General features: G+C 70.4%; 23 protein-coding genes. 6 read left to right on the plus strand and 17 right to left on the minus strand.

The window, feature by feature from the left end:
* Positions 1-16 precede the first annotated feature (16 nt).
* From VZL07_RS10165 to thiL, 7 genes are all read right to left on the minus strand, one after another.
* Positions 17-616 carry a chemotaxis protein CheC gene (locus tag VZL07_RS10165; protein ID WP_426755292.1) on the minus strand — a complete coding sequence of 200 codons (600 nt, stop codon included), beginning with the start codon at positions 614-616 and terminating at the stop codon, positions 17-19.
* Positions 613-3,642, minus strand: a complete 3,030-nt coding sequence (locus VZL07_RS10170; RefSeq protein WP_426755293.1) for a chemotaxis protein CheW — start codon at positions 3,640-3,642, stop codon at positions 613-615. Before VZL07_RS10170 ends, VZL07_RS10165 begins: the two co-directional genes overlap by 4 nt.
* Positions 3,643-3,695: 53 nt before the next feature.
* Complete coding sequence (locus VZL07_RS10175; protein WP_011556618.1) at positions 3,696-4,064, minus strand: response regulator; 369 nt, start codon at positions 4,062-4,064, stop codon at positions 3,696-3,698.
* 69 nt (positions 4,065-4,133) lie between these two features.
* Complete coding sequence (locus VZL07_RS10180) at positions 4,134-4,556, minus strand: chemotaxis protein CheW (protein WP_011556619.1); 423 nt, start codon at positions 4,554-4,556, stop codon at positions 4,134-4,136.
* Between the two features lie 39 nt (positions 4,557-4,595).
* Positions 4,596-5,351, minus strand: coding sequence for an MmcQ/YjbR family DNA-binding protein (locus VZL07_RS10185; protein ID WP_426755294.1), 756 nt, complete (start codon positions 5,349-5,351; stop codon positions 4,596-4,598).
* Entirely contained in the window at positions 5,348-6,730 is a 1,383-nt protein-coding gene (locus tag VZL07_RS10190) for a methyl-accepting chemotaxis protein (RefSeq protein WP_426755295.1), read from the minus strand. Before VZL07_RS10190 ends, VZL07_RS10185 begins: the two co-directional genes overlap by 4 nt.
* A 56-nt stretch (positions 6,731-6,786) precedes the next feature.
* The gene (gene thiL, locus VZL07_RS10195; protein WP_426755296.1) at positions 6,787-7,734 is read right to left on the minus strand and encodes a thiamine-phosphate kinase; all 948 of its coding nucleotides are present in this window, start codon (positions 7,732-7,734) and stop codon (positions 6,787-6,789) included.
* Positions 7,735-7,863: 129 nt separating this feature from the next.
* Between thiL and VZL07_RS10200 the strand changes: the two genes are divergently transcribed.
* Entirely contained in the window at positions 7,864-9,402 is a 1,539-nt protein-coding gene (locus tag VZL07_RS10200) for a hypothetical protein (protein WP_426755297.1), read from the plus strand.
* 24 nt (positions 9,403-9,426) lie between these two features.
* Here the strand turns inward: VZL07_RS10200 and VZL07_RS10205 are convergent, their stop codons facing one another.
* The 5 genes from VZL07_RS10205 to VZL07_RS10225 form a co-directional block, all read right to left on the minus strand.
* Entirely contained in the window at positions 9,427-10,857 is a 1,431-nt protein-coding gene (locus tag VZL07_RS10205; protein WP_426755298.1) for a di-heme oxidoredictase family protein, read from the minus strand.
* A gap of 69 nt (positions 10,858-10,926) precedes the next feature.
* Positions 10,927-11,670, minus strand: a complete 744-nt coding sequence (locus tag VZL07_RS10210; protein ID WP_426755299.1) for a hypothetical protein — start codon at positions 11,668-11,670, stop codon at positions 10,927-10,929.
* A gap of 238 nt (positions 11,671-11,908) precedes the next feature.
* Positions 11,909-12,496, minus strand: a complete 588-nt coding sequence (locus VZL07_RS10215; RefSeq protein ID WP_426755300.1) for an NYN domain-containing protein — start codon at positions 12,494-12,496, stop codon at positions 11,909-11,911.
* Positions 12,497-12,568: 72 nt separating this feature from the next.
* Positions 12,569-14,077 carry an ATP-binding protein gene (locus VZL07_RS10220; RefSeq protein WP_426755301.1) on the minus strand — a complete coding sequence of 503 codons (1,509 nt, stop codon included), beginning with the start codon at positions 14,075-14,077 and terminating at the stop codon, positions 12,569-12,571.
* Positions 14,074-14,793 carry a GTP-binding protein gene (locus VZL07_RS10225; protein WP_426755302.1) on the minus strand — a complete coding sequence of 240 codons (720 nt, stop codon included), beginning with the start codon at positions 14,791-14,793 and terminating at the stop codon, positions 14,074-14,076. Before VZL07_RS10225 ends, VZL07_RS10220 begins: the two co-directional genes overlap by 4 nt.
* A gap of 287 nt (positions 14,794-15,080) precedes the next feature.
* Here VZL07_RS10225 and VZL07_RS10230 point away from each other — a divergent pair, with 287 nt between their 5' ends.
* The 5 genes from VZL07_RS10230 (at position 15,081) to VZL07_RS10250 (ending at position 19,748) form a co-directional block, all read left to right on the plus strand.
* Positions 15,081-15,617, plus strand: coding sequence for a GNAT family N-acetyltransferase (locus VZL07_RS10230; protein WP_426755303.1), 537 nt, complete (start codon positions 15,081-15,083; stop codon positions 15,615-15,617).
* A 251-nt stretch (positions 15,618-15,868) separates the two neighbouring features.
* Positions 15,869-17,578, plus strand: coding sequence for a PilT/PilU family type 4a pilus ATPase (locus VZL07_RS10235; RefSeq protein ID WP_426755304.1), 1,710 nt, complete (start codon positions 15,869-15,871; stop codon positions 17,576-17,578).
* Position 17,579: 1 nt separating this feature from the next.
* Positions 17,580-18,689 (plus strand): type IV pilus twitching motility protein PilT, encoded by a 1,110-nt coding sequence (locus VZL07_RS10240; RefSeq protein WP_426755305.1) that lies wholly within the window; start codon positions 17,580-17,582, stop codon positions 18,687-18,689.
* A 33-nt stretch (positions 18,690-18,722) separates the two neighbouring features.
* Positions 18,723-19,118 (plus strand): VOC family protein, encoded by a 396-nt coding sequence (locus VZL07_RS10245; RefSeq protein ID WP_426755306.1) that lies wholly within the window; start codon positions 18,723-18,725, stop codon positions 19,116-19,118.
* A 66-nt stretch (positions 19,119-19,184) separates the two neighbouring features.
* Positions 19,185-19,748, plus strand: coding sequence for a regulatory protein RecX (locus tag VZL07_RS10250; protein ID WP_426755307.1), 564 nt, complete (start codon positions 19,185-19,187; stop codon positions 19,746-19,748).
* A 47-nt stretch (positions 19,749-19,795) separates the two neighbouring features.
* On the opposite strand, the gene VZL07_RS10255 is transcribed toward VZL07_RS10250, so the two are convergent.
* The 5 genes from VZL07_RS10255 to VZL07_RS10275 form a co-directional block, all read right to left on the minus strand.
* Positions 19,796-19,999, minus strand: a complete 204-nt coding sequence (locus VZL07_RS10255) for a YtxH domain-containing protein (protein WP_426755308.1) — start codon at positions 19,997-19,999, stop codon at positions 19,796-19,798.
* A 78-nt stretch (positions 20,000-20,077) separates the two neighbouring features.
* Positions 20,078-21,532 carry a S28 family serine protease gene (locus VZL07_RS10260; protein WP_426755309.1) on the minus strand — a complete coding sequence of 485 codons (1,455 nt, stop codon included), beginning with the start codon at positions 21,530-21,532 and terminating at the stop codon, positions 20,078-20,080.
* 127 nt (positions 21,533-21,659) lie between these two features.
* Positions 21,660-22,427: a hypothetical protein gene (locus tag VZL07_RS10265; RefSeq protein ID WP_426755310.1), complete on the minus strand. Its 768-nt coding sequence runs from the start codon at positions 22,425-22,427 to the stop codon at positions 21,660-21,662.
* A 92-nt stretch (positions 22,428-22,519) separates the two neighbouring features.
* On the minus strand, positions 22,520-24,265 hold the full coding sequence (locus tag VZL07_RS10270) for a hypothetical protein (protein ID WP_426755311.1): 1,746 nt from the start codon (positions 24,263-24,265) through the stop codon (positions 22,520-22,522).
* Positions 24,262-24,864 (minus strand): hypothetical protein, encoded by a 603-nt coding sequence (locus VZL07_RS10275; protein ID WP_426755312.1) that lies wholly within the window; start codon positions 24,862-24,864, stop codon positions 24,262-24,264. The genes VZL07_RS10270 and VZL07_RS10275 overlap by 4 nt, the downstream gene beginning before the upstream one ends.
* Positions 24,865-25,025: the final 161 nt, after the last annotated feature.

Genomic DNA, 25,025 nt, shown 5'->3' on the forward strand with positions numbered 1-25,025 from the left:
TCTATCGCGAAACGGGCTACACGCCCAGCCGCGCCAGCAGGTCGCGGATGCTGTCCCGCTCCAGCACCAGCAGGAGCTGACCGCCCACCGGCGGCGCCGCGGCCGCGAGGAAGCGAGCCTCCAGCACCACCACGCGACTGGCGTCGCCCTCCACCTGACGGACCGCGTCGGCCACCACGCCATCCGCGCTGCCGCGCCACACCGTGGGAACGGTGGGAATCAGCTTCCAGCCCGTCAGCCGCCCCATGGCGGACAGGCAGGCGCTGGCGACGATGTTGGCCGTCTCCGCCACCACGCTGTCGCGCTCGGCTTGAATGGCGGGCTGTCCCTCCAGGAGCAGGGCCTCCAGTGCGGCGCCGTCCTCCTGGGAGAGCACCAGCACCAGGGTGCCACGCAAGCCGCCCTGGATGCCCAGCCACGCGGCCACCACCGGCGCGTTGCCGCCCAGCAACTCGGCGGCGCCAGCGGGCCCCGTCAGCAGCACGCGCGGAATCGAGAGGTCCACCTTGCGCCCCCCCATCAACCGGGAGAGCGCGTTGGCCGCATGGCCGCAGCCGATGTTGGCCACCTCGCGCAGAGCGTCGAGTTGCGCGTCGCTGGGCAGGGGCAGGCTCACGCGGACAGTAACCTCGGCACGTCCAGGATGAACACCGGACGTCCACTTCCCAGAATGGTGACGCCGGACAGGCCCGGCAGCAAGTCCAGCGGCCGAGACAGCGGCTTGAGTACCACTTCCTCCTGCCCCAGCAACCGGTCCACCGCCAGCGCCACCCGCCCGGAATCTCCGTCCATCACCACGAAGGGCCGCGTTCCCTGCTTTCGGGGCGCAGGAACACCTACCAGCGCGTCCAGCGAGTGGACCGGCAACAGCGAATTACCGTGGGGCAGCAGGGCCGTCTCGCGGCTGCGGCTGAGCGACTCGCCATCCGCCTCCGTGGCGCCCACCACCTTGGCGATGGGCAGGCCGAAGACCTCCTCGCCCACCTCCACCAGCAGCAGGTGCACCACCGCGACCGTCAGTGGAAGGCGCAGCGTGAAGCGGGTGCCCCGGCCGCGCTCGCTGTCGATTTCGAGCGTGCCGCCGACGTTCTCCACCACGCGCTTCACCGCGTCCATGCCCACGCCGCGGCCGGAGATGTCGGTGATGTCCTTGGCGGTGGACACGCCCGGAAGGCACGACAGCATGAAGGCCTCGCGGTCCGTCATGCGCGCCGCCGCCTCCGCCGAGAGCAGGCCCCGCGACACCGCGGCGTTCTTCAGCTTCGCCGGGTCCATGCCCCGGCCATCGTCCTCAAGCTCGATGATGACGCGGTCTCTCGCGCGCTTCACCGCCACCAGCACCCGGCCCCGCGGTCCCTTCTTCGCGGCGACGCGCTCCTCGGGCGACTCCAGGCCGTGGTCGATGCAGTTGCGCAGCAGGTGGAGCAGCGGGTCCGCCAGCTCCTCGAGGATGGCCCGGTCCAGCTCGATTTCCGCGCCGGTGATGACCAGGTCGACCTCGCGCTCCTTGCGGCGGGCGATGTCCCGCGCCGCGCGGGGCAGCCGGTCCGTGATGAGGGACAGCGGCGTCATGCGCGCCGTCATCACCTTGTCGTGCAGGTCCTTCACCAGCGTGTGCAGCCGGTAGACGCCCTCCTCCAGCGCGGGGCGGGTGTTCTCCGGCAGCACCTTGCCCACCTCTCGCAGGCGGGCCGTGGCGAGCATCAGCTCGCCCACCGTGTCGAGGAAGTAGTCGAGCAGCTCCGTGCGCACGCGCACCGTGCGCGACGCGGTGTCCGCCACGGGCCGGCCGCCGTCGGGCACGGGCATCATGGAGGACGGCACCACGGGCGCGGCCACCGCGGGCTTCACCGAGACGACATCCACCTCGGCCACGTTCTTCAGCGCCGCGTGGATGCCGGCTTCGCCCGCCGGAGTCTCGATTTCGAGCTGGATGTTGCCGTCCGGAATCCGGCCGGCCTTGAGCTCCTCGAGCGCGGGGCGGAGGTCCACCAGCGTGCCCAGGTTGGTGAGGCGCTTGTGGACGAGGAAGGCGCGCACGCCTGGCACCTGGCAGGTGGGCGCGATGCGAAGGCGCACCGCCCAGCGCTGGGCCAGCGTCTCCGGCATGGGGGCGCTCGCGGCGGCCTTCAGCGCGTTCGCCATGTCGGGTGCGTCCGACGCCCGGCGTGCGGGCATCGGCACCACCACGCCCTGGGGGGGCTCCTGCGTGGAGACGGAGGCTTGCGAGCCCGCCTGCGGGGCACCGGCGACGGTGAGGCTTCCGCCCGCGTCGGGAGCGGCTCCCTGCGCGCCATGGCTCACACCGTTGGGTCCAGGGCCCGTGGCCGCGCCGCTGGTGAGGCCGGGATTCGTGCCGGCGTCGCCGGTTCCGGGGCGCGTGCCTACGGCATTGGAGGCCGATGCGGCGTCGCCCGACTCGGCGACGGCGCTCGTGCCTGGCACGCCCGCGCCGCCGTCATTCGCCGCGCCCGCACGGTCCGATTGCGCCAGGGCACCTGTGCCCGTCGCACCCGCGCTGCTGCTCCCGAGGCGATTCGGCAGGCCCGCACCGCTGGGGCCTCCGGCGCCGCTCGCAGGTCCGCCTGTCGCAGCCGTGCCACCTGCGGCGCTGCTGCCTGGCCCGCCAGCAGGACTTGCATGCTCCGCCCCTGCGCCGACAGGCCCGGAGCCCGCACGGCCCGACGAACTGGAGCCTGAGGCGACAGGTCCGGAGGCTGAGCCTGTTGCTCCAGCGCCACTGGCACTCGGACCACTTGCTCCTGAGCCCGCCGAAGCAGCGTCTGAGCCCCTTGCCCCGGAGCTTGTTCCACCCGTTGAACCATCGCCTGCGCCGACAGGCCCGGAGCCTGCTCCACCCGCCGAGCCGGAGCCCGAACCTCCAGCCCCGGAGCCTGTTCCACCCGCCGAGACTGAGCCACCAGCCTCCGAGCCTGTTCCAGCCGTCGAACTGGAGCCACTTGCTCCTGAGCCTGTTGAGCCGGAGCCCGAACCTCCAGCCCCGGAGCCAGTCCCACCTGCCGAGCCGGAGCCCGAACCTCCAGCCCCGGAGCCAGTCCCACCTGTCGAGCCGGAGCCACTGGCTCCTGAGCCCGCCGGGCCAGCACCAGAACCTCCAGCCCCGGAGCCGCTCGCCGAGCCACCGCCCTCGGGCCCGGCGCCACCCGGCATCACCGAGCCCGCACCGCCCGACTCCGCGCCGCCCTCCGGCTTCAGCGCCGTCACCTTGGCGACGCGCGTGGCCGCCGGAGCGTGGCCCGTCATCGTCGTGACGCGCTGGCTGAGCTGGTTCAGGAGCGCCGAGGCATCGTCCGGCGGCTTGCCCTCCGACACCGAGCGCACCTGCGCGAGCATGGTGTCGGCGGCGGTGAGCAACAGGTCCACCAGGTCCCGGTCCAGGCGGCCGCGGTCCTGACGGACGGCGTCCACGAGGTCCTCCACCCGGTGCGCCAGGATGGCGATGGGCTCGAAGCCCATGGACGACGCCATGCCCTTCACGGAGTGGGCGTGGCGGAACATCGAATCCACCGCGCTGGACGAGCCCTCGCGCTCGAGCTCCACGAGGTCACGCCCGAGCGCCTCCAGGTGGTCGGTCGCCTCGGAGATGAAGAGCCCGAGGTAGCGGGACATGTCCATCGTCATGGACCCGGCCTCGAATCAGGAAGGAGGGACGGCCCGCGCTCGCGCGGCACCGCTCAGGTCTCGCCCAGGACCTTCTTCACGACGGCCAGCACGTCCTCGGCCCGGAACGGCTTGACGATGAAGTCCGAGGCGCCCGCCTCGATGGCCTCCATCACCAGGCTCTCCTGTCCGAGCGCCGAGCACATGATGACCACCGCGCTGCTGTCCGCCTTGATGATTTCCCGCGTGGCCTCGATGCCGCTCTTGAACGGCATGACGATGTCCATCGTCGTGAGGTCGGGCTTGAGCTCCTTGTACTTCTCCACGGCCTCCAGGCCGTTGGCCGCCTCACCGACGACCTCGAACCCCCCAGACGCAAAGATGTCCTTGATCATGTTGCGCATGAAGATGGCATCGTCGACGACCAGGACCCGCTTAGCCATGTGAAGAACTCCGCCTCCGAATCGCCTGAGGAGCGCGGACACTAGCATCCACGCTTTCCAGGGGGCTACTCACTTGGAATGGGTGAACAAGGCAACCACCGCGGCGTCCAACCCTTCTGGGTCCAGGACCGTCACTCCCAGGCCACCCAGCCTGGCGACGCCCCGGATGGCCGGCGTCATCTTCCCTGGCGCCGTGCTCACCCGCTCCACCGCTTCGATGCCGTCTACGTCCGTCACCAACAGTCCCAGGTCCCTCCGCCCACGGTCCAGGAGGACCACCCGTCCGGGCGGGGTAGGACCTTCGGGAAGACTCAGGAGCTGCCGCAGCTCTACCACCGTCACGACCCGGCCGCGCAGATTCATTACGCCTGTAATGGCCAGCGGCGCGCGCGGCACGCGGGTGAAGCGCTCGGGGGGCACGACGACCTCCCGCACCGCCGAGAGCGGCAGCCCGTAACGCTCCTTTTCCACCCGGAAGATGACGTGCCGCACAGGAGTAACGTTCTATCCGCTCTGGAATGACCGGCCCGCTCACCGCCGCTTCGACCGGGACGCGCCCGCCGCGCCGCGCTTCGCCATGGACGCCTTCGCGCCAACCCGCGCCGTGGGACCTTTGCGCGCCGGGGCTCGCTTCGCCACGGATTTCTTGCCGGCCGCCGTGGACTTGCCCGCTGCGGGCTTCCGTCCGCCACCTGCTTGCTTCACCGCCGCGGCCTTCCGGGCGCCGGTCCCCCGCTTCGCCGCCCCGGCCTTCTCCGCGCCACCCACCCGCTTCGCCGCCGGGGGCTTCTGCGCCCGGGAGGCTGACGCCTTCACCCCAGGCGCCTTCTCAGCGCCAGCCTCCGGGACCACGGCGCGAGATGGCGTCCCAGCACGGGCGGACGCCTTCGGCGCCTGCGCCCCCGACGCCATCATCGCCTTGAGCACCTTCTGCGGGGCCACGGCGCGGAAGCTCTCGTGAATCCACTGGGACAGCAGCGCGACGGGGACCTCGCTGCCGGGCTTGAAGCGGGAGGACACCCAGCCGCTCTTGCCCAGGCCGTAGCCGGTGGGCTCGGTGAAGGGCAGCGTCAGCGCGGCCTCGTTGGACTCGGGGAGCTTGGTGGTGACCCCCAGCCCGTCGTTGTCCAGCGTGAGGATGACGAACATCTTCCCCTTCACCTTGGCCGTGCGGTGGCCCCAGGGGAACTCCTCGGTGACCTCGGGGAGCGCGAGCATCACCTCGCGCAGGTGGTCCTCGGCGGCCTTCAGCTTCGGGTCGACATTGTCTGCGGGCGTGTGACTCATGAACCCAGGCGGAAGCTGCGCACGACGCTCTGCAGCTCGACGGAGAGGTTGGTCAGCTCACTGGCCAGCGACGTCATGCGGGACACGGCGGCCGTCTGCTCCTGGATGACGGCCTGGATGGCCTCCGTGGACGCGGCGTTGTTGCGCGCCACCAGCTTGATTTCCTCGATGGCCTTCACCATCTCCTCGCTGCCCTTGAGCTGCTCGCGGGCGCTCTCGGAGATGAGGTGCACCTTCTCCGAGCCCTTGCGGATGGTGTCGGTGATGGCGCCCATGGAGCGCACGATGTTGGTCAGGTCCTCGCGGCCCTCGGCCAGCTCCGCGATGCCTTCCTTCATGGCGCTCACGACGGAGGTGGACTGGCCGGAGATGTCACGCGCCAGCTTGGAGATCTGCTCCGCGGAGCGCCCCGCGCTCTCGGCCAGCTTGCGCACCTCGTCCGCGACCACCGCGAAGCCGCGGCCGTACTCACCCGCGCGCGCCGCCTCGATGGTGGCGTTGAGCGCGAGCAGGTTGGTCTGCTGCGCCACCTGCGTAATCGCGTCGACGATCTTGGAGATTTCCTGCGTCTTCTCGCCGAAGGCGAACACCTGCTGGCTGGCGGACTCGATGCGGTTGAAGACCTTCTTCACCTTCTCGCCGGCCAGCCGCGCCGCCTTGGAGCCGTCCTCGGCCGCGCTGCTCGTCTCCGCCGTGGTCCGCGCCGCGTCCTCGGCGCTGGCCGTGGTGCGCTGGATGCTGCCGGCCATCTCGGTGATGACCTTCGACGCCTTCGACACCAGCTGCGACTGCGACTCGGCGCCGCCGGCAATCTTCTCCATTGACGAGCCCACCTCCTCGGTGGAGCCGTTGACGTTCTCCGCCGAGCGCTGGAGGTCGATGGCCGTGTCGGCCACGCTCTTGGCCGTCTCCTGAATCTTGCCCACCAGCTCGCGCAGGTTCTCCTGCATGCGGGTGATGGCGCCCGTCAGCTCGTCAATCTCGTCGCGCGTGCTGCCGCCCTCGGCGGCCACCGGCTTGGACAGGTCACCCTGCGAGATTTCGTACGCGGAGCGGCTGAGCACCTTCACGCGGGTGACGCGCGCCAGCAGCGACGGCAGCAGCGCCGCGGCCGCCCCGGTGATGAAGATGGCGACGCCGATGCGGACGACGTCCTTCCACACTGCGGGGCCGGGGCTGAGCTGGTGGAAGAGGACGTCCGACGCGTACATCCACACCGTGAGCAGCAGCCCCAGCACCACGTAGCCGTTGAGAATCTTCCGGTGCAGGGAGACCTCGCGGGTCGCGCGAGGGCTGTCCACGGCGCGCAGCAGTCGCTGCAGGGGCTCGCGGCGGGGAGTGTGTCCTGGGACTGTGTCGTCGCGGAGGGGACGGCGCACGGGTTGCTTTCGGGGGATGTGAAGCGCCTCGGGTTTAGCCTTGCTGCACCGCAGGGTCAATCCGCCGGCCGCGGCCGGAAGTGGTCGAACCCTTCGGGTGGTGGGAGAACACGGCCTGTCCTGTCCCGGCTCACCCACCCACGTCCCTCTGTGAAGTGGCCGATGCGGGTGATGGCGTGTCCTCCTGTAGCGCACGCGCGCTCGAATGCCCGGCTGCGCGCCGGGGGAACGGCCAGCAGCAGCTCGTAGTCCTCGCCGCCCGCGAGCGCGCCCGCGGGCCCCAGCGCCTTCTTCACCGCCGCCGACAGCGGCAGCCGCTCCAGCTCCAGCTCCGCCCGCACACCCGAGGCGGTGCAGAGATGACCCAGGTCCGATGCAAGGCCGTCTGAAACATCCAGCGCCGCGGAGGCGAAGCGCGCGGCCACCCGGCCCAGCGCCACGCGCGGCTCGGGGCGGCGCTGGCGGCGCACGGCGGCGCCTCGGCGGAGGCCCTCGCGAAGCTGCGCGAGCCCCAGGCGTGCGTCGCCGAGCGTGCCGGACACGTAGAGCAGGTCCCCGGGCCGGGCGCCCGCGCGGGTGAGGGGCGCGCGCGTCAGCTCACCCGCCGCGGTGATGGTGACGGACAGCTCGCGCGCGGAGGTGAAGTTGCCACCCACCAGCGCGATTCCATGCGCGGTGGCCAGCGCGGCCATGCCCCGCGCGAGCCCCGTGAGCTCCCGGAGCGGATAGTCCCGAGGCAGCGCGAGCGCGCAGACGAACCAGCGCGGCGTGGCCCCCATGGACGCCAGGTCCGACAGGTTCACCGCCAGCGCCTTGTGGCCAATGTCCGCGGGTGAGAACGCGGCGCGGGTGAAGTGCACGTCCTCCACCACCGCGTCCGTGGTGACGCACTGCGCCCCGCGCTGTGGCGCGAGCACCGCGCAGTCATCTCCCGGCCCCACGGGCACGCGGGCTCGCGGGAAGTGCGCGAGGAACCGGCGGATGAAGTCGAACTCACCAAGCATGGAGACGGAACAAAGACCAGACGCAGTGTCGGAGCAATGACACTTTTTGGCACTCAGGGGTGACGAAACGCGTCCGCGCCAATCGAAGACAACCTGGAGATTGGGTTTTCCATCTCCCGGGGGTCATCCATGTCGAAGATTGGAGAGCGTCTGCCTTCTATCGCCACACCCAAGGCCCGGACGGAGGCGGAGGGCCCGGGCACGAAGGCGGTCAGCACGCAGCAGTGGGTGGACCTGCTCGGCGCCCTGATTCCGTCGCCGGGCGTGACGAAGGCGTCTGCCGCGAGCACGTTCGCCACCCGGGCCACGGCGGCCGTGGGCGACGCGCAGCGGGCGGCCTCCGCGCAGGAGGTCCTCCCCTCCTCCCTGGGCCTACTGAGAGATGAGCGGCTGGCGCGCTGCATCGACGAGGCCTTCCGGGACATCTTCGAGGGCGAGCGCTGGCCCAGCGGCCCCGAGCGCTCCAAGTGGCTGGGCTTCGCGAAGGAGCTTCGCGCCAAGGACCCGAAGGTCACCGCCGAGCAGGTCCGCTCCGCCATCGCGAACGAGCTGCGCCTGCAGCGCGACGGGCTGGACTCGCATTCGGCGGCGAACACGGACCGCTTCATCCAGGACGCCGTGAAGTGGGTGTCCCTCTGCTACGAGGGCCGGGAGCGCGACGCCACGCCCGCGGAGATGAACCACTGGCGCGACGTCGCCGCCCGGCTGCGCCGGGAGAAGCCGGACCTCACGCCCGAGCAGCTCAAGTACGCCATCACCGACGCGGTGCGCGCCCAGATGACGGGGACGGACAAGGCGACACCGGAGAACATCGACAAGTTCATCGAGGACGCCGTGAAGTGGGTGTCCCTCTGCTACGAGGGCCAGGAGCGTGCGCCCACCGCCTCGGAGCTGCAGCACTGGCGCGACTTCGCGAAGAAGCACCAGAAGGAGAATCCGGACCTCACGCCCGAGCAGCTCAAGTCCGCCATCACGGATGCCATCCGGGCGAAGATGACGGGGACGGACAAGGCGACGCCGGAGAACATCGACAAGTTCATCGAGGACGCCGTGAAGTGGGTGTCCCTCTGCTACGAGGGCCAGGAGCGTACGCCCACCGCGTCGGAGCTGAGGCACTGGCGTGACTTCGCGAAGAAGCAGCTGGCGGAGAAGCCGGACATGACGCCGGAGCAGCTCAAGTCCGCCATCGGCGACGCGGTGCGCGCGCAGCTGACGGGCATGGACAACACGGGCGGCGCCAACATCGACCGGTTCATCCAGGAAGCCGTCCAGTGGGTGTCCCTCTGCTACGAGGGCCAGGAGCGCGACGCCACGCCCGCGGAGCTGCGGCGCTGGCGCGAGCTCGCCGCGAAGAAGAAGGCGGAGAAGCCGGACATCACCCCGGAGGAGCTCAAGTACGCCATCACCGACGCGATTCGTGGCGAGGTGACGGGCACCAGCGCACCCGCCGAGCAGAACATCGACCGCTACATCAAGGAGGCCTTCGACTGGGTGTTCCAGGTGTACCGGGGCGTACCCGAGGACACGCCGCGCGAGCCCACGCCGCGCGAGCTGCATGAGTGGCGGCAGTTCGCCCGCGCGAAGCTGAACGAGAAGCCGGAGATGACGAGCGAGGACCTCAAGTACCTCCTGCTGGAGAGCATCCGCACCGCCCTGGCCAACCAGTGAGGGCGGCGGCCCCTGCGCTCGGCGTCAGAGCGAGCGCAGGAAGGCCACCAGCGCCTCGCGCTCCGTCTTGCTCAACGCCTTGAAGCGCTCACGTGCCTTGGCGCCTTCGCCACCGTGCCAGAGAATGGCCTCCTCGAAGCTGCGCGCGCGGCCGTCGTGGAGCATGCGGACCTGACGATTCACCGTCTCGAGCAGGCCCAGGCCCCACAGCGGCGGCGTCCTCCACTCGGTGCCGCTGGCCTCGCCGTCGGGTCGTCCGTCCGCCAGCTCCGGCCCCATGTCGTGCAGCAGCAGGTCCGTGTACGGGCGGACGCGCTGGTTCGACAGCTCGGGGATGTCCTCGACGGTGCCCGTGGTGAACTCCGGATGGTGACACGCGGCGCAGCCCGTCTGCTGGAAGAGCGCCTGCCCCTTCACCACCGCGGGGTCGGTGACGTCCCTGCGCGCAGGGGGCGCAATCAAACGCAGGTAGAGCATCGTCAGCCCGAGCTGGTGCTCACTGAGGCCGGGGCCCGCCTTGGCGGGCGGAACCTTGCAGGGGGCCTGCTTCGGCGTGCAGTTGCGCTCGGGGTAGAGCGCGGACGTGAGCCCCAGGTCCTCGGAGAAGGCGCTGGCGACCTGCTGCTCCAGCGTGGGCTGGTTGGCCTTCCAGCCATAGCGCCCCAGACGGACCTGGCCGTCACGCGCGCTGGCGACGCGGTTGGGACGGCCGGAGATGCCATCACCGTCGCGGTCCTCGGCATCCGCCAGGGCCAGGATGGCCTCATCGGGAATCGCCTCCAGCAGGCCGAGCCCGAACACCGGCGCGGGGATGCGCGGCGAGAGCATCGTCTTCGCCGCGAGCCGTCCATAGCCCAGCCTGGCGAGGTGGTAGCGGGGCTTGCGCAGGACATACGGCGCTCCATCCGCGTACTTCCCCTTCACGTCCGTATAGGTGACCCGGACCTCGCCTTCGGCGACGACGCCTGGGATGGCCCGGTCATGCAGCTGGCCGCCATAGACGGGCTCACTGCGCCCCGCGGGTGCCCCCTTCGACGGCACGCTCAGCCGGACGAGCAGTGGCGCCTCGGTGCCCAGCTCCGTCAAGGGCCGACCGCGGCCATCCTTGAAGTGACAGGAGCCACAGCCCGTGGCGTTCGAGAAGGGCCCCGCGACCGCGTCTGGCCTGGCGGCCCAGTTCCGCATGAACACGGCCTTCCCATCAATCATGGAGGTCCAGCGCGCACGGTCCAGATTGGCCAGCGCGCGGCCGTAGGCATTCGGCGTGACATCGAAGACCGTCGTCTTCCCTCCGGAGAGGGCCGCGTCCTCGGCGTCCACCCCCGCGGGGGCGGCGGGCGGCGGCGCATCCGCCACGGACTCCGGCGGCGCCGAGCGGGCGGGGCTGGCGGCGAGCAGGACGGACAGGGACCACCAGAGCGTCTTCAAAGGCATGCGCTTGGATGGACGATGCATGGCTCGCCTCGACGGGAACGACTGGAAGCAGGGTCGCCCCCGCTTCCAGCCAGGTGAGAAGACGGCGGATTACTTCGTGGCGGCGGGGACGACGCTCTCGCTGACGATTTCGACCGTGCGCGCCGTGCTCTGGATGTGGATCTCGTCGAAGCCGAGGTAGGGGTAGCTCGTGGGCCCACGGACCTCCTCGCTCAGGACAATCTCGTCGGCCGCGACCTCGCGTCCGTCGCTCAGCCGGACGACCGGGCTGGCCACCTGGAAGCGCCACTCACACGACGCGCGCGGCGTGACGTGGAAGGTGCTGGCGCACGGGATGTAGCAGTAATTGCAGTTCCAGTAGCCCATCTGGCTGCACTGCGTCAGACAGGCCGAGACGCTCTGATAGCGCGACCGGCAGTTCGGCGGGTTGTTCGTGACGGGGCCCGGGTTGTAGGGGCCGGGCTCATAGACACCGATGGTGCCGTTGCGGATGCCACCGATGGCCGCCTGCAGCCGCCCCTGGTGGTAGACCATGGCGGAGTACGTGGTGGACTCACCCGCGCCCGTGAAGCGCGCGGCGTACGTGTTCTCCTGCCCGTTGCTGTCGATGGTGGCCGTGCTCGTCACCGAGCCCTCGGACACGGAGGAGAACAGCATCCGGTTCTCGGCGCGGTCGCTCTGGCTGAAGGTGGCCGCCGTCCAGTTGGTCGCCAGGCCCGTGTGGATGAGCACGCCATCCTGGCCCGACCCGCTCTCGCTCTCCACCTTGACGCCCGCGTCGGTGGCCGTCACGCGGGCCTTGCCGATACCGCAGTGGTTCAGCTCGCTGAACATCACGCATTCCTGCGCCTGGGCCTGCGCAAGAGGAAGGGTGAGGCTGAAGACAGCGGCCCAAAGCGTGTTTCCAAGACTCCGTGGCAGACGCATCTGACGGCTCCTATGCCTTCATGGGAAATCCATGAAAGTGAGCCTTTCCGCTTCAATGCTCATGCCACGAATTGATGCCCTCTCACGAGGGCGCGGGCAGTGACAGGAATCGCCACAGCCCGGCCGGGTCATGTGACTGCCTTTGCTACAGGAAGACACCCGGGTCGAACTCGTCCACGTTGACCGGGAGCATGCGCGGCAGGGGCCGGTTGAACACGCGGGCGTTCAATTCCAAATCCAATATCTTGAGCCCGGAGGGGACGAGCTCGCGGAAGCGCTGGCTGACGTACTCGCGCAGGCCGAGCACCGCCACCTGGCGCTTCTCCTCCAGCATGGGCTTGAGGGCCTCGGCGAAGTCCGCGCCGTCATGGCTGGCGAGCACCACCGCGGCGCCGGGGCGCTGGGTGCGGATGTTCTCCAGCAGCTTGAGGATGCCCAGGTCCACCACCTTCTGGTCGGGGCGGCCGTAGAGCAGGGCCACCTCGCAGCCTGCGGACTTGAGCGCGCGCACGAAGCCAATCATGACGTCGGGCAGCTGCTCGCCGCGGGCGTTGAGCACCACCACGCAGCGCACGGGGGCGGGGAAGTTGTTCTCGCAAAAGGAGACGAGCCGGTCGAACTGGACGCGGTCCTGGGACTCGGGCTTGCGTCCCACCACGTTGGACACGGCCCAGTCGATGTTCTCTGCGTCGATGAGTACGTAGGAGGCTGCGGGGGTGCGTCCGGAGAGCATGGCCGCGAGGATACGCGGGAGCCCAGGCGGCCGGGGGACTCTGTTCCATCCCCGCGGCTTCGCCCGCCCGCGTCAGAAGCGGTCCTGTCCGGTCGCCGACGGCGTGGGCGCCAGCGCGGAGAGCCCGCCGGACTCCGCGAGCGGCGGCTGGAGCGGCAGCACCACCGTGAAGGTGGAGCCCCGGCCGAACTCGCTCTCCACGGAGACGCGGCCGCCATGCCCCTCCACCAGGCTCTTCACGATGGCCAGCCCCAGCCCCGCGCCGCCGTGCTCGCGCGTGGAGCTGCCGTCCACCTGGTAGAAGCTCTGGAAGATGTGCTCGAACTGGTCCTCGCGGATGCCCACGCCCGTGTCCTCCACGGACACGCGGTAGCCCTGCACGCCCAGCTCCGGCTGCGAGCCCACCTCCGACATCACCACCGACACCCGGCCCCCGGCCCCGGTGAACTTCACCGCGTTGGCCAGCAGGTTCACCACCACCTGCCGCAGCTTGTCCGCGTCCGCCGTGAGGCGCGGCTGGGGCAGCGGCGGCAGGCGCACCTCCAGCTCCACGCCCTTGCGCTGCGCCTGGGGCGCCACGCTGGACACCGCCGTCTGGATGACGCCGCCCAGGTCCACCGGGCCAATCACCAGCCGCAGCCGGCCCGCTTCAATCTGGCTCAGGTCCAGGATGGAGGAGATGAGGTTGAGCAGCGACTCGCCCTTCTCCACGATGGTGCGCACGTACAGCAGCTGCTCCGGGTTGAGCGCGCCGGCCAGCCCCTCGGCCAGCATCTCCGAGTAGCCGATGATGGACGCCAGCGGCGTGCGCAGCTCGTGGCTCACCGTCCCCAGGAAGGTGGACTTCAGCCGGTCCAGCTCCTTGAGGCGGGCGTTGGCCTGCGCCAGCCGCGCGTTGTTCGCCTCCAGATCCCTGTGCGTCTCCAGCATCGCCTCGATGTGGAGCTGCGTGGCCAGGAAGGCCCGCTGCCCGCTGGCCACCAGCGCGGCCAGCACCTGGCCGAAGTGCACCAGCACCTGCGCGGCCGTGCGCTCGGGGACGCGGCGCACGCGGCCCACCAGCTCGTGCGCCCGCGACAGGTCCAACCCGGCGATGTCCGTGAGCGAGGGCGGGAAGTCCACCAGCTCCTCGGGCGTGAAGGGCCCCAGGATGACACGGCCCAGCGCGTCGCCCTCCCAGCGCACCGGCATCACCAGGTAGCGCAGGCCGGTGAAGCACGGCAGCGCGATGATGCCCACCTCGTCCGCGCCGTCCCCGCGCGACGGCCGGGCGCCCTGCACCGGCGCCACCGGCCCGTCCTTCACCCGGGCCACGGTGGCGGTGCAGCGCGCGCGTCCCTCCGGGAAGCCGAACACGTACGAGCAGAAGTCGCCGTGCCCCACCTTCACGTCGGCCAGCTTGTCGCCCGCGGTGTCCATCACCTTGATGCCCACGCGGTACAGCGCGCTGAAGCTGCGCACCACCTCCGTGAAGGAGGGCAGGTCCAGCATGTCCGCCAGCGACAGCCGCCGCTGGAGCACCGACTCACGGCGCGAGGCGCCCACGCCGTCCGGCGTCCCGCTGCCCGCCGCGCCGCTCATCGCCCGCCTCCGCTGCGCGCGTCCGCCGCCGCGCGCCCGTACGTCGCCTCCAGCGCCGTGCCGGTGACGTCCATGCGCCGGAATATCTGGCCCAGGAACTCCTGCTCCGTCAGGCCCAGGTTCCGCGCCAGATGGGCGCGCAGGTCGAGCCGCCGGTAGGCCGCCTGCGCCACCGCATGGAAGGTTTCCAGCACCCCCTCGCCCCGCAGCGCCACCGCGCCCACCACCGCCTCGCCGCCCCGGCGGCGCGACTCCTCGATTTCAGCGTCCGTCCGCGCGTCCGGCAGGTCCTTCTTGTTGAACTGGATGACCACCGGGACCTGGCTGGGGTCCAGGTTGTTCTCCCGCATGTTCTCCTGGAGGTTGCGCCAGTAGGCGTTGTTGTCCGCCGTGGCGCTGCGCCGGCTGTCCGCGATGAAGACCACCGCGTCCGCGCCCTGGAGGACGATGCGCCGGGTCGCGTTGTGGATGACCTGGCCTGGCACCGTGAAGAGCTTCACCTTCACCTTGAAGCCGGAGGAGGTGGAGAAGAAGACGGGCAGCAGGTCGAAGAACAGGGTCCGGTCGTCGTGCGTCTCCACGGTGAGGAGCCGGCCGCGCACCTCGGGGGACGCCTTGGCGTGGAGGTGGCGCAGATTCGTCGTCTTCCCGCTGAGGCCGGGCCCGTAGTAGACGATCTTGAGCGTCAGCTCTCGCTGGGCGTGGTTGAGTTGCAAGGTGGGGCTCTGGCTGACGGTCGAGGTGTGGAGTTTGACGCCTCGGCGCCCGAATGCGCGTTTTTATAGTGGGAAGCTGCCCGGCACGGAAGGCCGGCGGGGTGCCAGGCGTGGAAGCGATGCTCATTCTTGGAATGGGCTGGACGCATGGCAGGTTGGACGGAATCCGGCTCCTCACCACACGGAGGAGGGCGTTCCTCACTTGAGGGGACAATGTGCGCGGAATCACTGCGTGCACCGGTGCCGCGGGAGCGGTTAGGATCGCAACTCGACGGAGGAGCAAGGCGATGACGATGAAGCAGGTGGACGCAGGCGTGGAGGTGGCCCCAGCACCGGTCCTGGACGTGGCCGGCCTCCCCAACGACCTGATTGCGGCGGTGAAATTCGGCCTGCCCACCGACGAGGACATGACGGCGGTGGCGGCCCTGCGCGCCAGCTCGGAGCCCTGGAAGACCCGGGGCGAGACGCCGGAGGACAGCCTCAAGGCCCTCACCCAGCTCAAGCCCTTCATCCATGTGGCGAAGGTGCAGAATCAGCTCGTCGGCTACGTCACGGTGGAGCGTGACGGCCCGGTTCCGGGCGCGGCGTACCTGCGGAACATCGTGGTGAAGCCCGAGCTGCGCCGCAAGGGCCTGGGCAACGTGCTGCTGGAGCAGGCCCTCAAGGCGGCCCGGGACATGTACCGCAAGACGATTGCCCTGCGGGTGGACCCGTCCAACTCGCCCGCCGTGAGCTTCTACCGCAAGGAGGGCTTCACCACGGTGGCCACGGTGGTCTCCAAGAAGTCCGGGAAGCTCCGCCTCCTGATGTCCCGCGAGCTCTAAGCCCCCGGTCGTGTCGCACCCGGGCGGGAGAGCCCCTCCCGCCCGCCGCTCCGAGCGGGCCCCACTGGGTCCCGGAGCCCCGCCCTTCTCCCCTGCTTCCAGGTGCTGCCCCCGTCAGGCGCGCGGGATTTCCGCGCGCCCGGGAGCAAGCGACCGGCCCGGGACAAGGGGTGGCCGCATTCTGCGGAATGTCGTCTATCCTGCGGCTCCCCCGCGCCCGCGTGCAGACGCGGCCAGAGTCGACATCCCGCATGAAATCGCTCGCAGAACTGTTGCGGCACCTGTCGCGTCCGGGTGTCACCGAGTTGACCCTGGCGACCGGCCGCCCGCCGATGATCCGTGGAAGCAACGGGTACGAGGCGGTGGACACCGCCACCGCGACGGCCGAGGACATCACCCGCGCCCTCCAGGCGATGGTGGGCGTGGCCCGGGCCTCCACGGTGACGGAGACACCGGTGCAGTGGTCCGTGAACGCCACCGGCCTGGGCTCGCTGGCCATCGCCGCCATGCGCCGGGGCGACCTCATCCACCTGCGCCTCAGCCGCGCCGCCGATGCAGGGGCCGCTGCCCAGGCCGCCACGCCGAAGCCCGCCGCGCCCGCGCCCGCCGCGCGCCCCGCGGTGGCGACTGCGCCCGCGGCGCCCCCCTCCTACCGGGCGCCCGAGCCTGCCGCGGCCCCGCAGTACCGCGCGCCGGAACCCGCAGCGGCCCCGCAGTACCGCGCGCCCGAGCCTGTCGCGGCCCAGCGGGCCGCGGAGCCCGCGCCAAGCCGCCCGATGGCCGCGCCGGCCCGGACCTTCACGGGCACCGGCCGCGAGCTGGCGGTGCTGCTCGAGGAAGGCCGCCGGGGCATGGCCAGCGACGTGCACATCATCGCCGAGCGCCCGCCCCTCTTCCGCTTCGCGGGCGACCTGACGGCCCAGGGCCCGGTGCTGGACGCGGCGACGGTGGAGCGGCTGCTGCTGCCCGTGGTGCCGGAGCGGCTGCGGCCGGTGCTGGAGCGCGAGGGCAGCTGTGACTTCTCCCTGGAGACGCCGGAGATGGGGCGCTTCCGGGTCAACGTGAGCCGCCAGCGCACGGGTCTCAAGGGCACCTTCCGCCTGATTGCGCGGGAAGTCCCCACGCTGGAGTCGCTGGGCCTGCCCGCGGACATCGCCAAGGCCACGCACCACCACCAGGGCCTCATCGTCATCACCGGCCCGTCCGGCCACGGCAAGACGAGCACGCTGGCGGCCATCGTGGACCTCATCAACCGCGAGACGTCCCACCACGTGCTCACCGTGGAGGACCCGGTGGAGTTCGTCCACCCGCGCAAGCGCGCGCTCATCAGCCAGCGCGAGGTGGGCTCGCATACCAAGACGTTCGCCAGCGCGCTCAAGGGCAGCCTCCGCGAGGACCCGGACGTCATCGTGGTGGGCGAGCTGCGCGACACGGAGACGGTGCGCATGGCGCTGTCCGCCGCCGAGACGGGCCACCTGCTCATCAGCACCATGAACACGCCGAGCGCGGCGAAGACCATCGACCGGCTCATCGACCTCTTCCCGCCGGGCGACCAGCAGCAGGTGCGCCTGTCGCTGTCCAGCGGCCTGCGCCTCATCGTCAGCCAGCGACTGCTGCCGGGCGCGGACGGCAAGGGGCTGGTGGCCGCGGCGGAGGTGCTACCGGGCTCGGTGTCCCTGGGCAACCTCATCCGCGACAACAAGACGTACCAGATTCCCTCGCTCCAGCAGCGCGGCAAGAGCCTGGGCATCGTCCGCTTCGAGGACTCGCTCGCGGACCTGGTGCGCTCCGGGAAGGTGAAGCTGGAGGTCGCCAAGGGCTACGCGGACAACCCGGATGAGCTGGAGGCCATGGTGACGGGCAAGCGTCCCGGCGCCACCGTGGCCGCGCCCGAGTCCCCGCAGGAGAGCGCGCGGCTCCTGAGCAAGATGGGCTCGCTGATGGGAAGGAAGGGCTCCTGAGATGACGACACCCCGCCTGGCCGTCCTGTTCGACGCGCTGCTGGAGCAGAAGGGCAGCGACCTGCACCTGGGCATCGGCTATCCGCCCATGGGGCGCATCCGCGGCGAGCTGGTGCCCCTGCGCGAGCAGCCGCTCACCGCGCCGGAGATGCAGGCGCTGCTCTTCGAAATCTGCACGCCGGAGCAGCAGCGGCAGATTGTCGAGGACCTGGACCTGGACTTCGCCTACAGCTACGGGACGAAGGCCCGCTTCCGCGCCAACTACTTCAACAAGATGACGGGCCTGGCGGCCGTCTTCCGCACCATCCCCAGCAAGGTGCTGTCGCTGGAGGACCTGAAGACGCCGGAGGTGGTGCGCAAGCTGGCCGAGCGCCGCAGCGGGCTGGTGCTCGTCACCGGCCCCACGGGCAGCGGCAAGTCCACCACGCTGGCCGCGATGATCAACTACATCAACAAGACGCGGCCCGCGCACGTGCTCACCATCGAAGACCCGGTGGAGTTCGTGCACGAGTCCATGAAGGCGCAGGTGACGCACCGGGAGGTGGGCCCGCATGCGTCGAGCTTCGCCACGGCCATCCGCTCGGCGGGCCGCGAGGACCCCAACGTCATCCTCATTGGCGAGCTTCGCACCAACGAGACGATGAAGCTGGCGCTCCAGCTGGCGAGCTTCGGCGTGCTGGTGTTCGCCACGGTGCACACCAACAGCGCGCCGGCCACCATCGACCGCATCATCAACGCCTTCCCCGCGGACGAGCAGCAGCAGGTGCGCGGCATGCTGGCGGAGAGCCTGGCCGGCATCGTCGCCCAGCAGCTCATCAAGACGGCGGACGGCAAGGGCCGCGTGGCCGCGCTGGAAATCCTGGTGGGCGGGCCCGCCATCGCCTCCATGATTCGCGAGGGCAAGGTGTTCCAGATTGCCTCGAAGATGCAGGCGGGTCAGGGCCAGGGCATGCAGACGCTGGACATGCACCTGGAGCGCCTGGTGAAGGACGACGTGATTACCCCCGAGGCCGCGCTGGAGAAGGCCCAGGACAAGGAGAACCTGGCCAAGGTCATCTCCCGCATCAAGCCGGACTGGCAGGTGCCCGAGTCCCTGAAGTCACTGGGCTGAGCAGCGGCGACGGGCATCCCGAGGAAGAAGCGCATGACGATGAAGAAGCCAGCAGTGGGCACCGTGGGCTGGATGGACCTCACGGTGAAGGACGCGGTGGGGGTGAGGGACTTCTACAAGGACGTGGTGGGCTGGACCGCCACCGGCCTGGACATGGGCGGCTACGAGGACTTCGTCATGATGCCCCCGGGCGGCGGAGAGACACCCGCTGGAGGCATCTGCCACGCGCGCGGGCCGAACGTGGACATGCCCACCGGGTGGATGGTCTACATCACCGTGGCGAACCTGGAGCAGAGCCTGGAGCGGGTCACCGCGCTGGGGGGCCAAGTGCGCGGCAAGATTCGCGGCTCCGAGAAAGCGGGTCGCTTCTGCGTCATCGAGGACCCGTCCGGCACGCTGTGCGCGCTCTACCAGTCGGGGAGCGACTGACAGGCCGCACGCTCCTCCCGGCGTTCCTTCCGGGCGTCGGACCTGGGTGGTAGACCCAGGTCCGTCATGGACGAGGCGCGGGGAGGACAGGACAGGAAGAAGGAGCGCGGGCCCAAGCGGCCCCGGAAGGTGTCCCCCACCTACCTGGAGAACGCGGCGCTGCACTACCTGAAGCGCTACGCGGCGACGAAGAGCCAGCTGCAGCGCGTGCTCCTGCGCCGGGTGGACCGCTCGCTCAAGTTCCACGGAGGCGAGCGCGGCGAGGCGCTCGCCTGGGTGGAGGCGCTGCTCGCGAAGCTGGTGCGCAACGGCCTGCTCAACGACGAGGCCTACGCGCAGATGAAGGCGCACTCGCTGCGCGCCTCGGGCCGCAGCACGCGGGTGATTGCCCAGAAGCTGCGCCTGAAGGGCGTGCCGGCGGAGGTCGTGGCGAAGAAGGTCGCGGACGCCACCCACGAGGTCTCCGAGGAGGAGGCCGCGCGCATCTGGGCGAAGAAGAAGCGGCTGGGGCCCTTCCGCACACAGCCCGGCACCCGGGAGGAGAACCGCAAGCGGGACCTCGCCGCGCTGGCCCGTGCGGGCTTCTCCTTCGGCATCGCGAAGAAGGTCATCGACTCCGGCCCGGCCTGAGGGCACGGCGGGCCGCCCCCGTGGGAGCGGCCTCCTTGAAGGGCACCTCAGTTGTCGGTGGCGTCCTCGATGTTGTCCCCGGCCTCCTCGGCCGTGTCCTCAATCTTGTCGCCCGCCTCGTTCGCCGCGTCCTCCGTCTTCTCCGCGGCGCGCTCGGCGTCGTTCTCCGCGCTCGCACGCGTGTTGCGGCTGCACCCCGTGCCCATCACCAGGACACCCAGCGCCGCGGCCATCAGCATCGTCTTCGTCATGTGTTCGCACCCTCATGAAGGTGCGGCGGAAGATAGGCACGGCCGCCTGGCTGCCAAGGATGCTTTGAGCTCAAACCGCTACTTCGCCCGGTACGCCTTCATGCGCGCGTCGCTGGCCGGACGAGGCCGCAGGGCCTCCACCCCCGTGGGGAGGTACACCGGCGCATCCGCCCACTCCGAGAGCCGCCCGAGCAGGAAGCTGCGCTGCGGCTCCGGCAGCGCGCTCAGCGTTCCGTAGAAGCCGATGCTGTCCTCGGCGATGACGCGGTAGGCGTCATTGCCCGGCGTGGTGTTGAAGGCGCTCGCGGTCCACGGGCTCAGGTCACCGTAGATGAGCAGCACCCGCTTCGCCTCGAAGCGGGTCCACGCCTCCACCAGCCCCATGGTCCACGGCTCGTACGTCTTGTGCACGCCTTCAGGCGGGAAGCGCGTGGGGACGTGCTGACCGGGGTAGCGGAGCAGCGGCAGCAGGTGCACCTCCGGGTAGCCCGGGCCCCCGAGCTGCGTGGCGCCCTGGTAGTAGAGGGGCGCGGACTCCTCCAGCGCCTGGTCGGAGAAGGTGAACTCCATCGTGGAGACGTAGCTGAAGAAGGCGAAGAGCTCCTCCGCGCTCGCCTCCGGCGAGGGCAGCGACTCACACGTGCCCGCCATGCCGTAGTACTGCCAGAAGATGAAGGGCACCTCGATGACGGCGAACTCGAAGGCCCGGTCCTTGCCCAGCACGTTGAAGGTGAAGCCCTGGGCGTCGTAGCCATCCATGAAGGGCAGCAGCTCGTCACGCCGGGTTAGCGCGGCGTACTGGAGCGACGCGAGCTGCTGACGGCACGCCGCGTCCCCCACCTTCGTGAGGAGATAGCGGCCGTGGCGCGCATCATGAAGGCCCCGGCTGTGCTGCGCCGCGTACGTCACGGTGGCGTGGACGTCGTTGGGGAAGAAGAAGCGGTGGGCCAGGGCCGCGGTGCCGCCCTTGAAGACGCCCGTGGACAGCCAGCGCCCGCCATACAGCGGCTTGAAGGCCTCGACGACCCGGTGGGCATCCGCCGCCGCCTGCCACACCGTCAGCTTGCGCCAGTCCATGGACGCCGGCTTCGACGCGCCATGGAAGCGGTGCTCCACGGTGAGCTGGTTGCCCTGGAGCAGGTCGGTGGGCTCGGCGGGGATGGGCTCCTCGAAGATGTAGGCGCCCTCGGTGTCCAGCACCATGGGCGCCGTCACCGAGCGGTGCATCAGCGTCACCCGCTGCTGGAAGCGCGTGCCCCAGGGACGCAGGTGGTCCACGGGCTGCTCGAAGTCCATGGTGAAGAAGCGGAACCCGTTGACCTCGACCTCGCTCAACACCGTGAGGCCGTCGATGGCCTCCAGCCGGGTGCGGATGTCCGCGCTCGACAGGTCCACCGACACCTGCGTGGGCGCGGTGCCCTGCTCCAGGGACTCCAGCCCCTCCGTCGCCGAGCCGCCACAGGCGAGCAGCCATGCGCCGAGCAGACCGCCCACCGCGAACCTCGCCCAGTGCCGCTTCAGCCCGCTTCGCATGGTGTCATCCCTCTGGTGTCCGTTGGAGCCCGCGAAGATAGCAGGCCCGGCCCCTTGCCACCTGTCTACATACCAGCCCCGCCCAACGAGCGGTATGACGGCCTATTTCCAGGAACGGCGCAGCGCCTCAGGGGCCAGGCCGCGCCTGTTCGAGCAGACCCTCGCGCATCAGCGAGAAGACAACCTGCCCACATCGGCCCCGCATGTCCGCAGTGGCACGCGCCACCCGAACGACATAGCGCACACCGTCCAGGGTCAGCCAGGCCGGCGCTCCCACCGGGACCTCCACGGAGGTACCGGGACCTGGCGCACGGTTCGCGAGCGTCACCCGGAGCTGAACATCCAGTTCATGCGTCCCATCCGCCAACGTGCAGCCCATGTCCTCCCAGCGGAAGCTCAGTTCCGGCACGAGCCCTGCTGGAAGCAGCACCTCTCCCGACGGGGTGGTGGGCGCGCTCGGCACCGTGAGCGCCAGCAACCGCCCCTCTGCGTCCCGCAGGGTATCCCCCGACATCAACGCGGGGACTTCGCCGTCACGCGTCGAGTGACACGACGTGGGCTCGCGATGGCTCGACCACTGAACGACCTGTCCCGTCAGGTCCGACAGCACGTCCGGCACCTGGAGGTTGTAGCTCACGCCGCCGCGCACCGGCCCCGCCTCGTACTCCAGCACCGAGGCCCACTGGTCCTGGTGCCGGTACGCGCCGCGCAGCTGCCGGGCCACGGTGAAGCGGCGCTCCAGGCGCGTGCCCGTGCGCTGCTGCGCGGCGTCCTCGGGCGCTTCCTTGAACGCCACGTCCACCTGGGCCGCGCGCCAGACCGCGACACACGGGCTTTCGCGCCGGAGCGCGGCCAAGGCGTGTCCGGCGACGGGGGCCGGCTCGGAGCACTTCATCTGGCAGCCCATCAAGCCGGCGAAGAGAAGCCCCGCGGCACCGCGCCCCCAGCTCACGGGAGCACGACGGCGTGCCGGACGAGGTCGCGTGCTCATGGACATTCGGCGTACAGCGTGGTGCCGTCGGGCGACACGAAGAAGTCCTGTCCCTCCTCCTGCCCCCGGGCCCGCAGCCGCTCCCGCGTGCGCTCCACCGTCAGGCGCCGCGCCGCGAGGGTGGGCACCGCGTAGGGCGCGTGCGGCTGCAAGCGCACGGGCCCGCCCTTGTCGTCCGGCGCGTACTTCGCCAGCACCGCGCGGCTCGCGCCGTCATCCGCGTCGCCGTCGTCCAGGAAGTCGAGCTCCACCGAGCCCCACTCGTTCACGTCGCAATCGCACGAGCCGCACCCGGGGAAGCCACAGCCCAGGAAGCCGTTCCGGCAGGAGATGCACTTGCTCTTGGGCGACGCGCTGCAGGCGACGCACGCATTGAGTCCGAACGAGTACGAATGCCATCCCGGGTTGCCCACGCCGAGCATCTGGTAGCGGTAGTTCATCACGCTGGCATGCACCACGCTCGTCTGCGCGGGCACATCGTTACCGTTGTGGTCCAGCGCCAGGTTGTGCCCCAGCTCGTGGATGAAGGTGCCTCGCTGCTCCTGGACGCTCGGGCTGCTCCAGCACCCCAGGCTGACGATGAGGTCGTTGCCCAGCACCTCGGCCTTGCCGGACGAGCACGACGTGCTGCTGCCCTGCCGGTACGCCCACACGGCATAGTGGAAGTACGGCCGCCGCTCCGGGCTTCCGGAGGAGAACCCGCTCTGCTTCAGCGCATAGAAGTCCACGCCGCCGTCGCACGCGCCGAAGCACACCACCTCGTGCCAGGGCAGCGCGCTGTCGATGAAGACATGGAGGCGCACCCCCGCGTCCTGTGCGAACACCGCCGCCGCGTCCGCCACCAGCCCGGCGTAGGGCTTGCGTGTGAGATAGGGGTTGGTGGGGTGCTGCATCCAGTCCACTTCGACGTAGAGGTCCTTCGCCGTGGGACTGCCCCACTCGGAGAAGGAGAAGCCGTCGTTGCCGAACAGCTCCAGCGGGTCCGGTATCCCGTCCCCGTCCGAGTCCTTCGAGTCCGGGTTCAACCCCACGAGGGGCTCCAGTGCGTTGGAGATGCCGTCCTCGTCCTCGTCGTTGTCACTGAAGATGGTGGACCAGAGCGCCTCGTCATGAACGAAGCTGGCCGTGCCCGAGCTGCCCGGGAAGCGCCCCACCACCACGCGCTGCGCGCCCGCGTTCTGTGTGCTCGACGCGACGACGAGCGGGTAGGAGCGGGGCCCGCTGTCATCGTCATGCTGCAGGTACTCCGCGTTGGAGCGCATCAGGAAGACGAGGTGGTCCCCCGCGCCGGGCGTGGTGGACGTGGCCCGGAAGGTGTCCTTCGCGTTCCAGGCGAAGCTCAGCGGCACGCCGCCGAAGGGCTGGCTGCTCAGGAGCAGCTCCCCGTTGCGATACAGGCTGGCGGTGCCCCCGCGCCCGTCCGCGTACGCGCGCACCCAGACGCGGTAGAGGCCCGAGTCCGGCGCGGTGAAGGTCACACACGAGCGCGTCGCGCCGGCGCAGTCATCCCCCATGGCCACCTGGCTCCAGCCGCCCCGGTCCCTGAGCACGTGCAGCACGGTGTCGGGCGCGGCGCCGGTCAGGTCGCGCGTCTCGAAGGTGTAGCTCTGCCCCGCGTCCAACCACGTGCTCAGCCAGATGAAGCTGCCCCAGTCGCGCGAGGCCACATAGTGCGGCCCGGCCAGTGCCAGCGCGGGCGTGAGCAGCAGCAACGTGAAGAGGCCCTTCGGGAGTGCTTTCATCGCCCCTCCTCCTTTCGGAAGAACGCTTCCTTGAAGGCGTCCTGCTGGCGCGCCTGTTCCTCGGGCGGGAGCGCCCGCCACTTCTCCCGCTCCACCGCCAGCGCCCGCTGGTAGCGCGCGTCCACGTCTCGCGCCCGGCGGTCCGCGGCCGAATCCTCCGACGGCGGCGTCAACTTCGCGACCAGGTTCAACGCCGCCAGGTAGCGCCGCTCCTTCGCCGCGCGCGTCTCGGGCGTGGCCTCCATGAAGTCGCGCTCCGTGCGGGCCACGAGCGCCGCCAGGTCCTCCACCTGTTCCTCGCGAAGCAGGGCCAGCTCGTCCGGCGTCAGGGGCACCATCGCGCGCGCCGCGAACCGCTCCCAGTCGGGCGCGTCCTCGCGCGGCCTCACGACCTGCGCCGCCCTGCCGGCAGCATCCTTCGCGGGCTCGACATGGAGACGCGGCGCCACGGCATCCTTCGGGGGTGGGGCCACGGCCCGAGCCACCCCCAGGGGCGCGGCATCACTCCGCAGGACCCAGCGGGGCACCAGCAGGGAGGCTCCCGCGCCCACCATCACGATGGCCAGCACCACTCCCGCGATGTCTGCTCGTGCGCGCATGCGTCGTCCCCCGCCCGCTCGCACGCAGCTCTAGCGTCATTTGCAGGGAACGGCAAACCAGAGGGCTGGTGGATGGCCCGGGGGTTCAGCGCAGGGCTCACGCATCCGCCGGTGGCGCGCAGCAATGTCCTGACCTGGACGCCTGAGGACAGGGGACCGCG

Origin of the sequence: Pseudomyxococcus flavus (assembly GCF_050038885.1) — a bacterium.
Taxonomy (GTDB): Bacteria; Myxococcota; Myxococcia; order Myxococcales; family Myxococcaceae; genus Myxococcus; species Myxococcus flavus.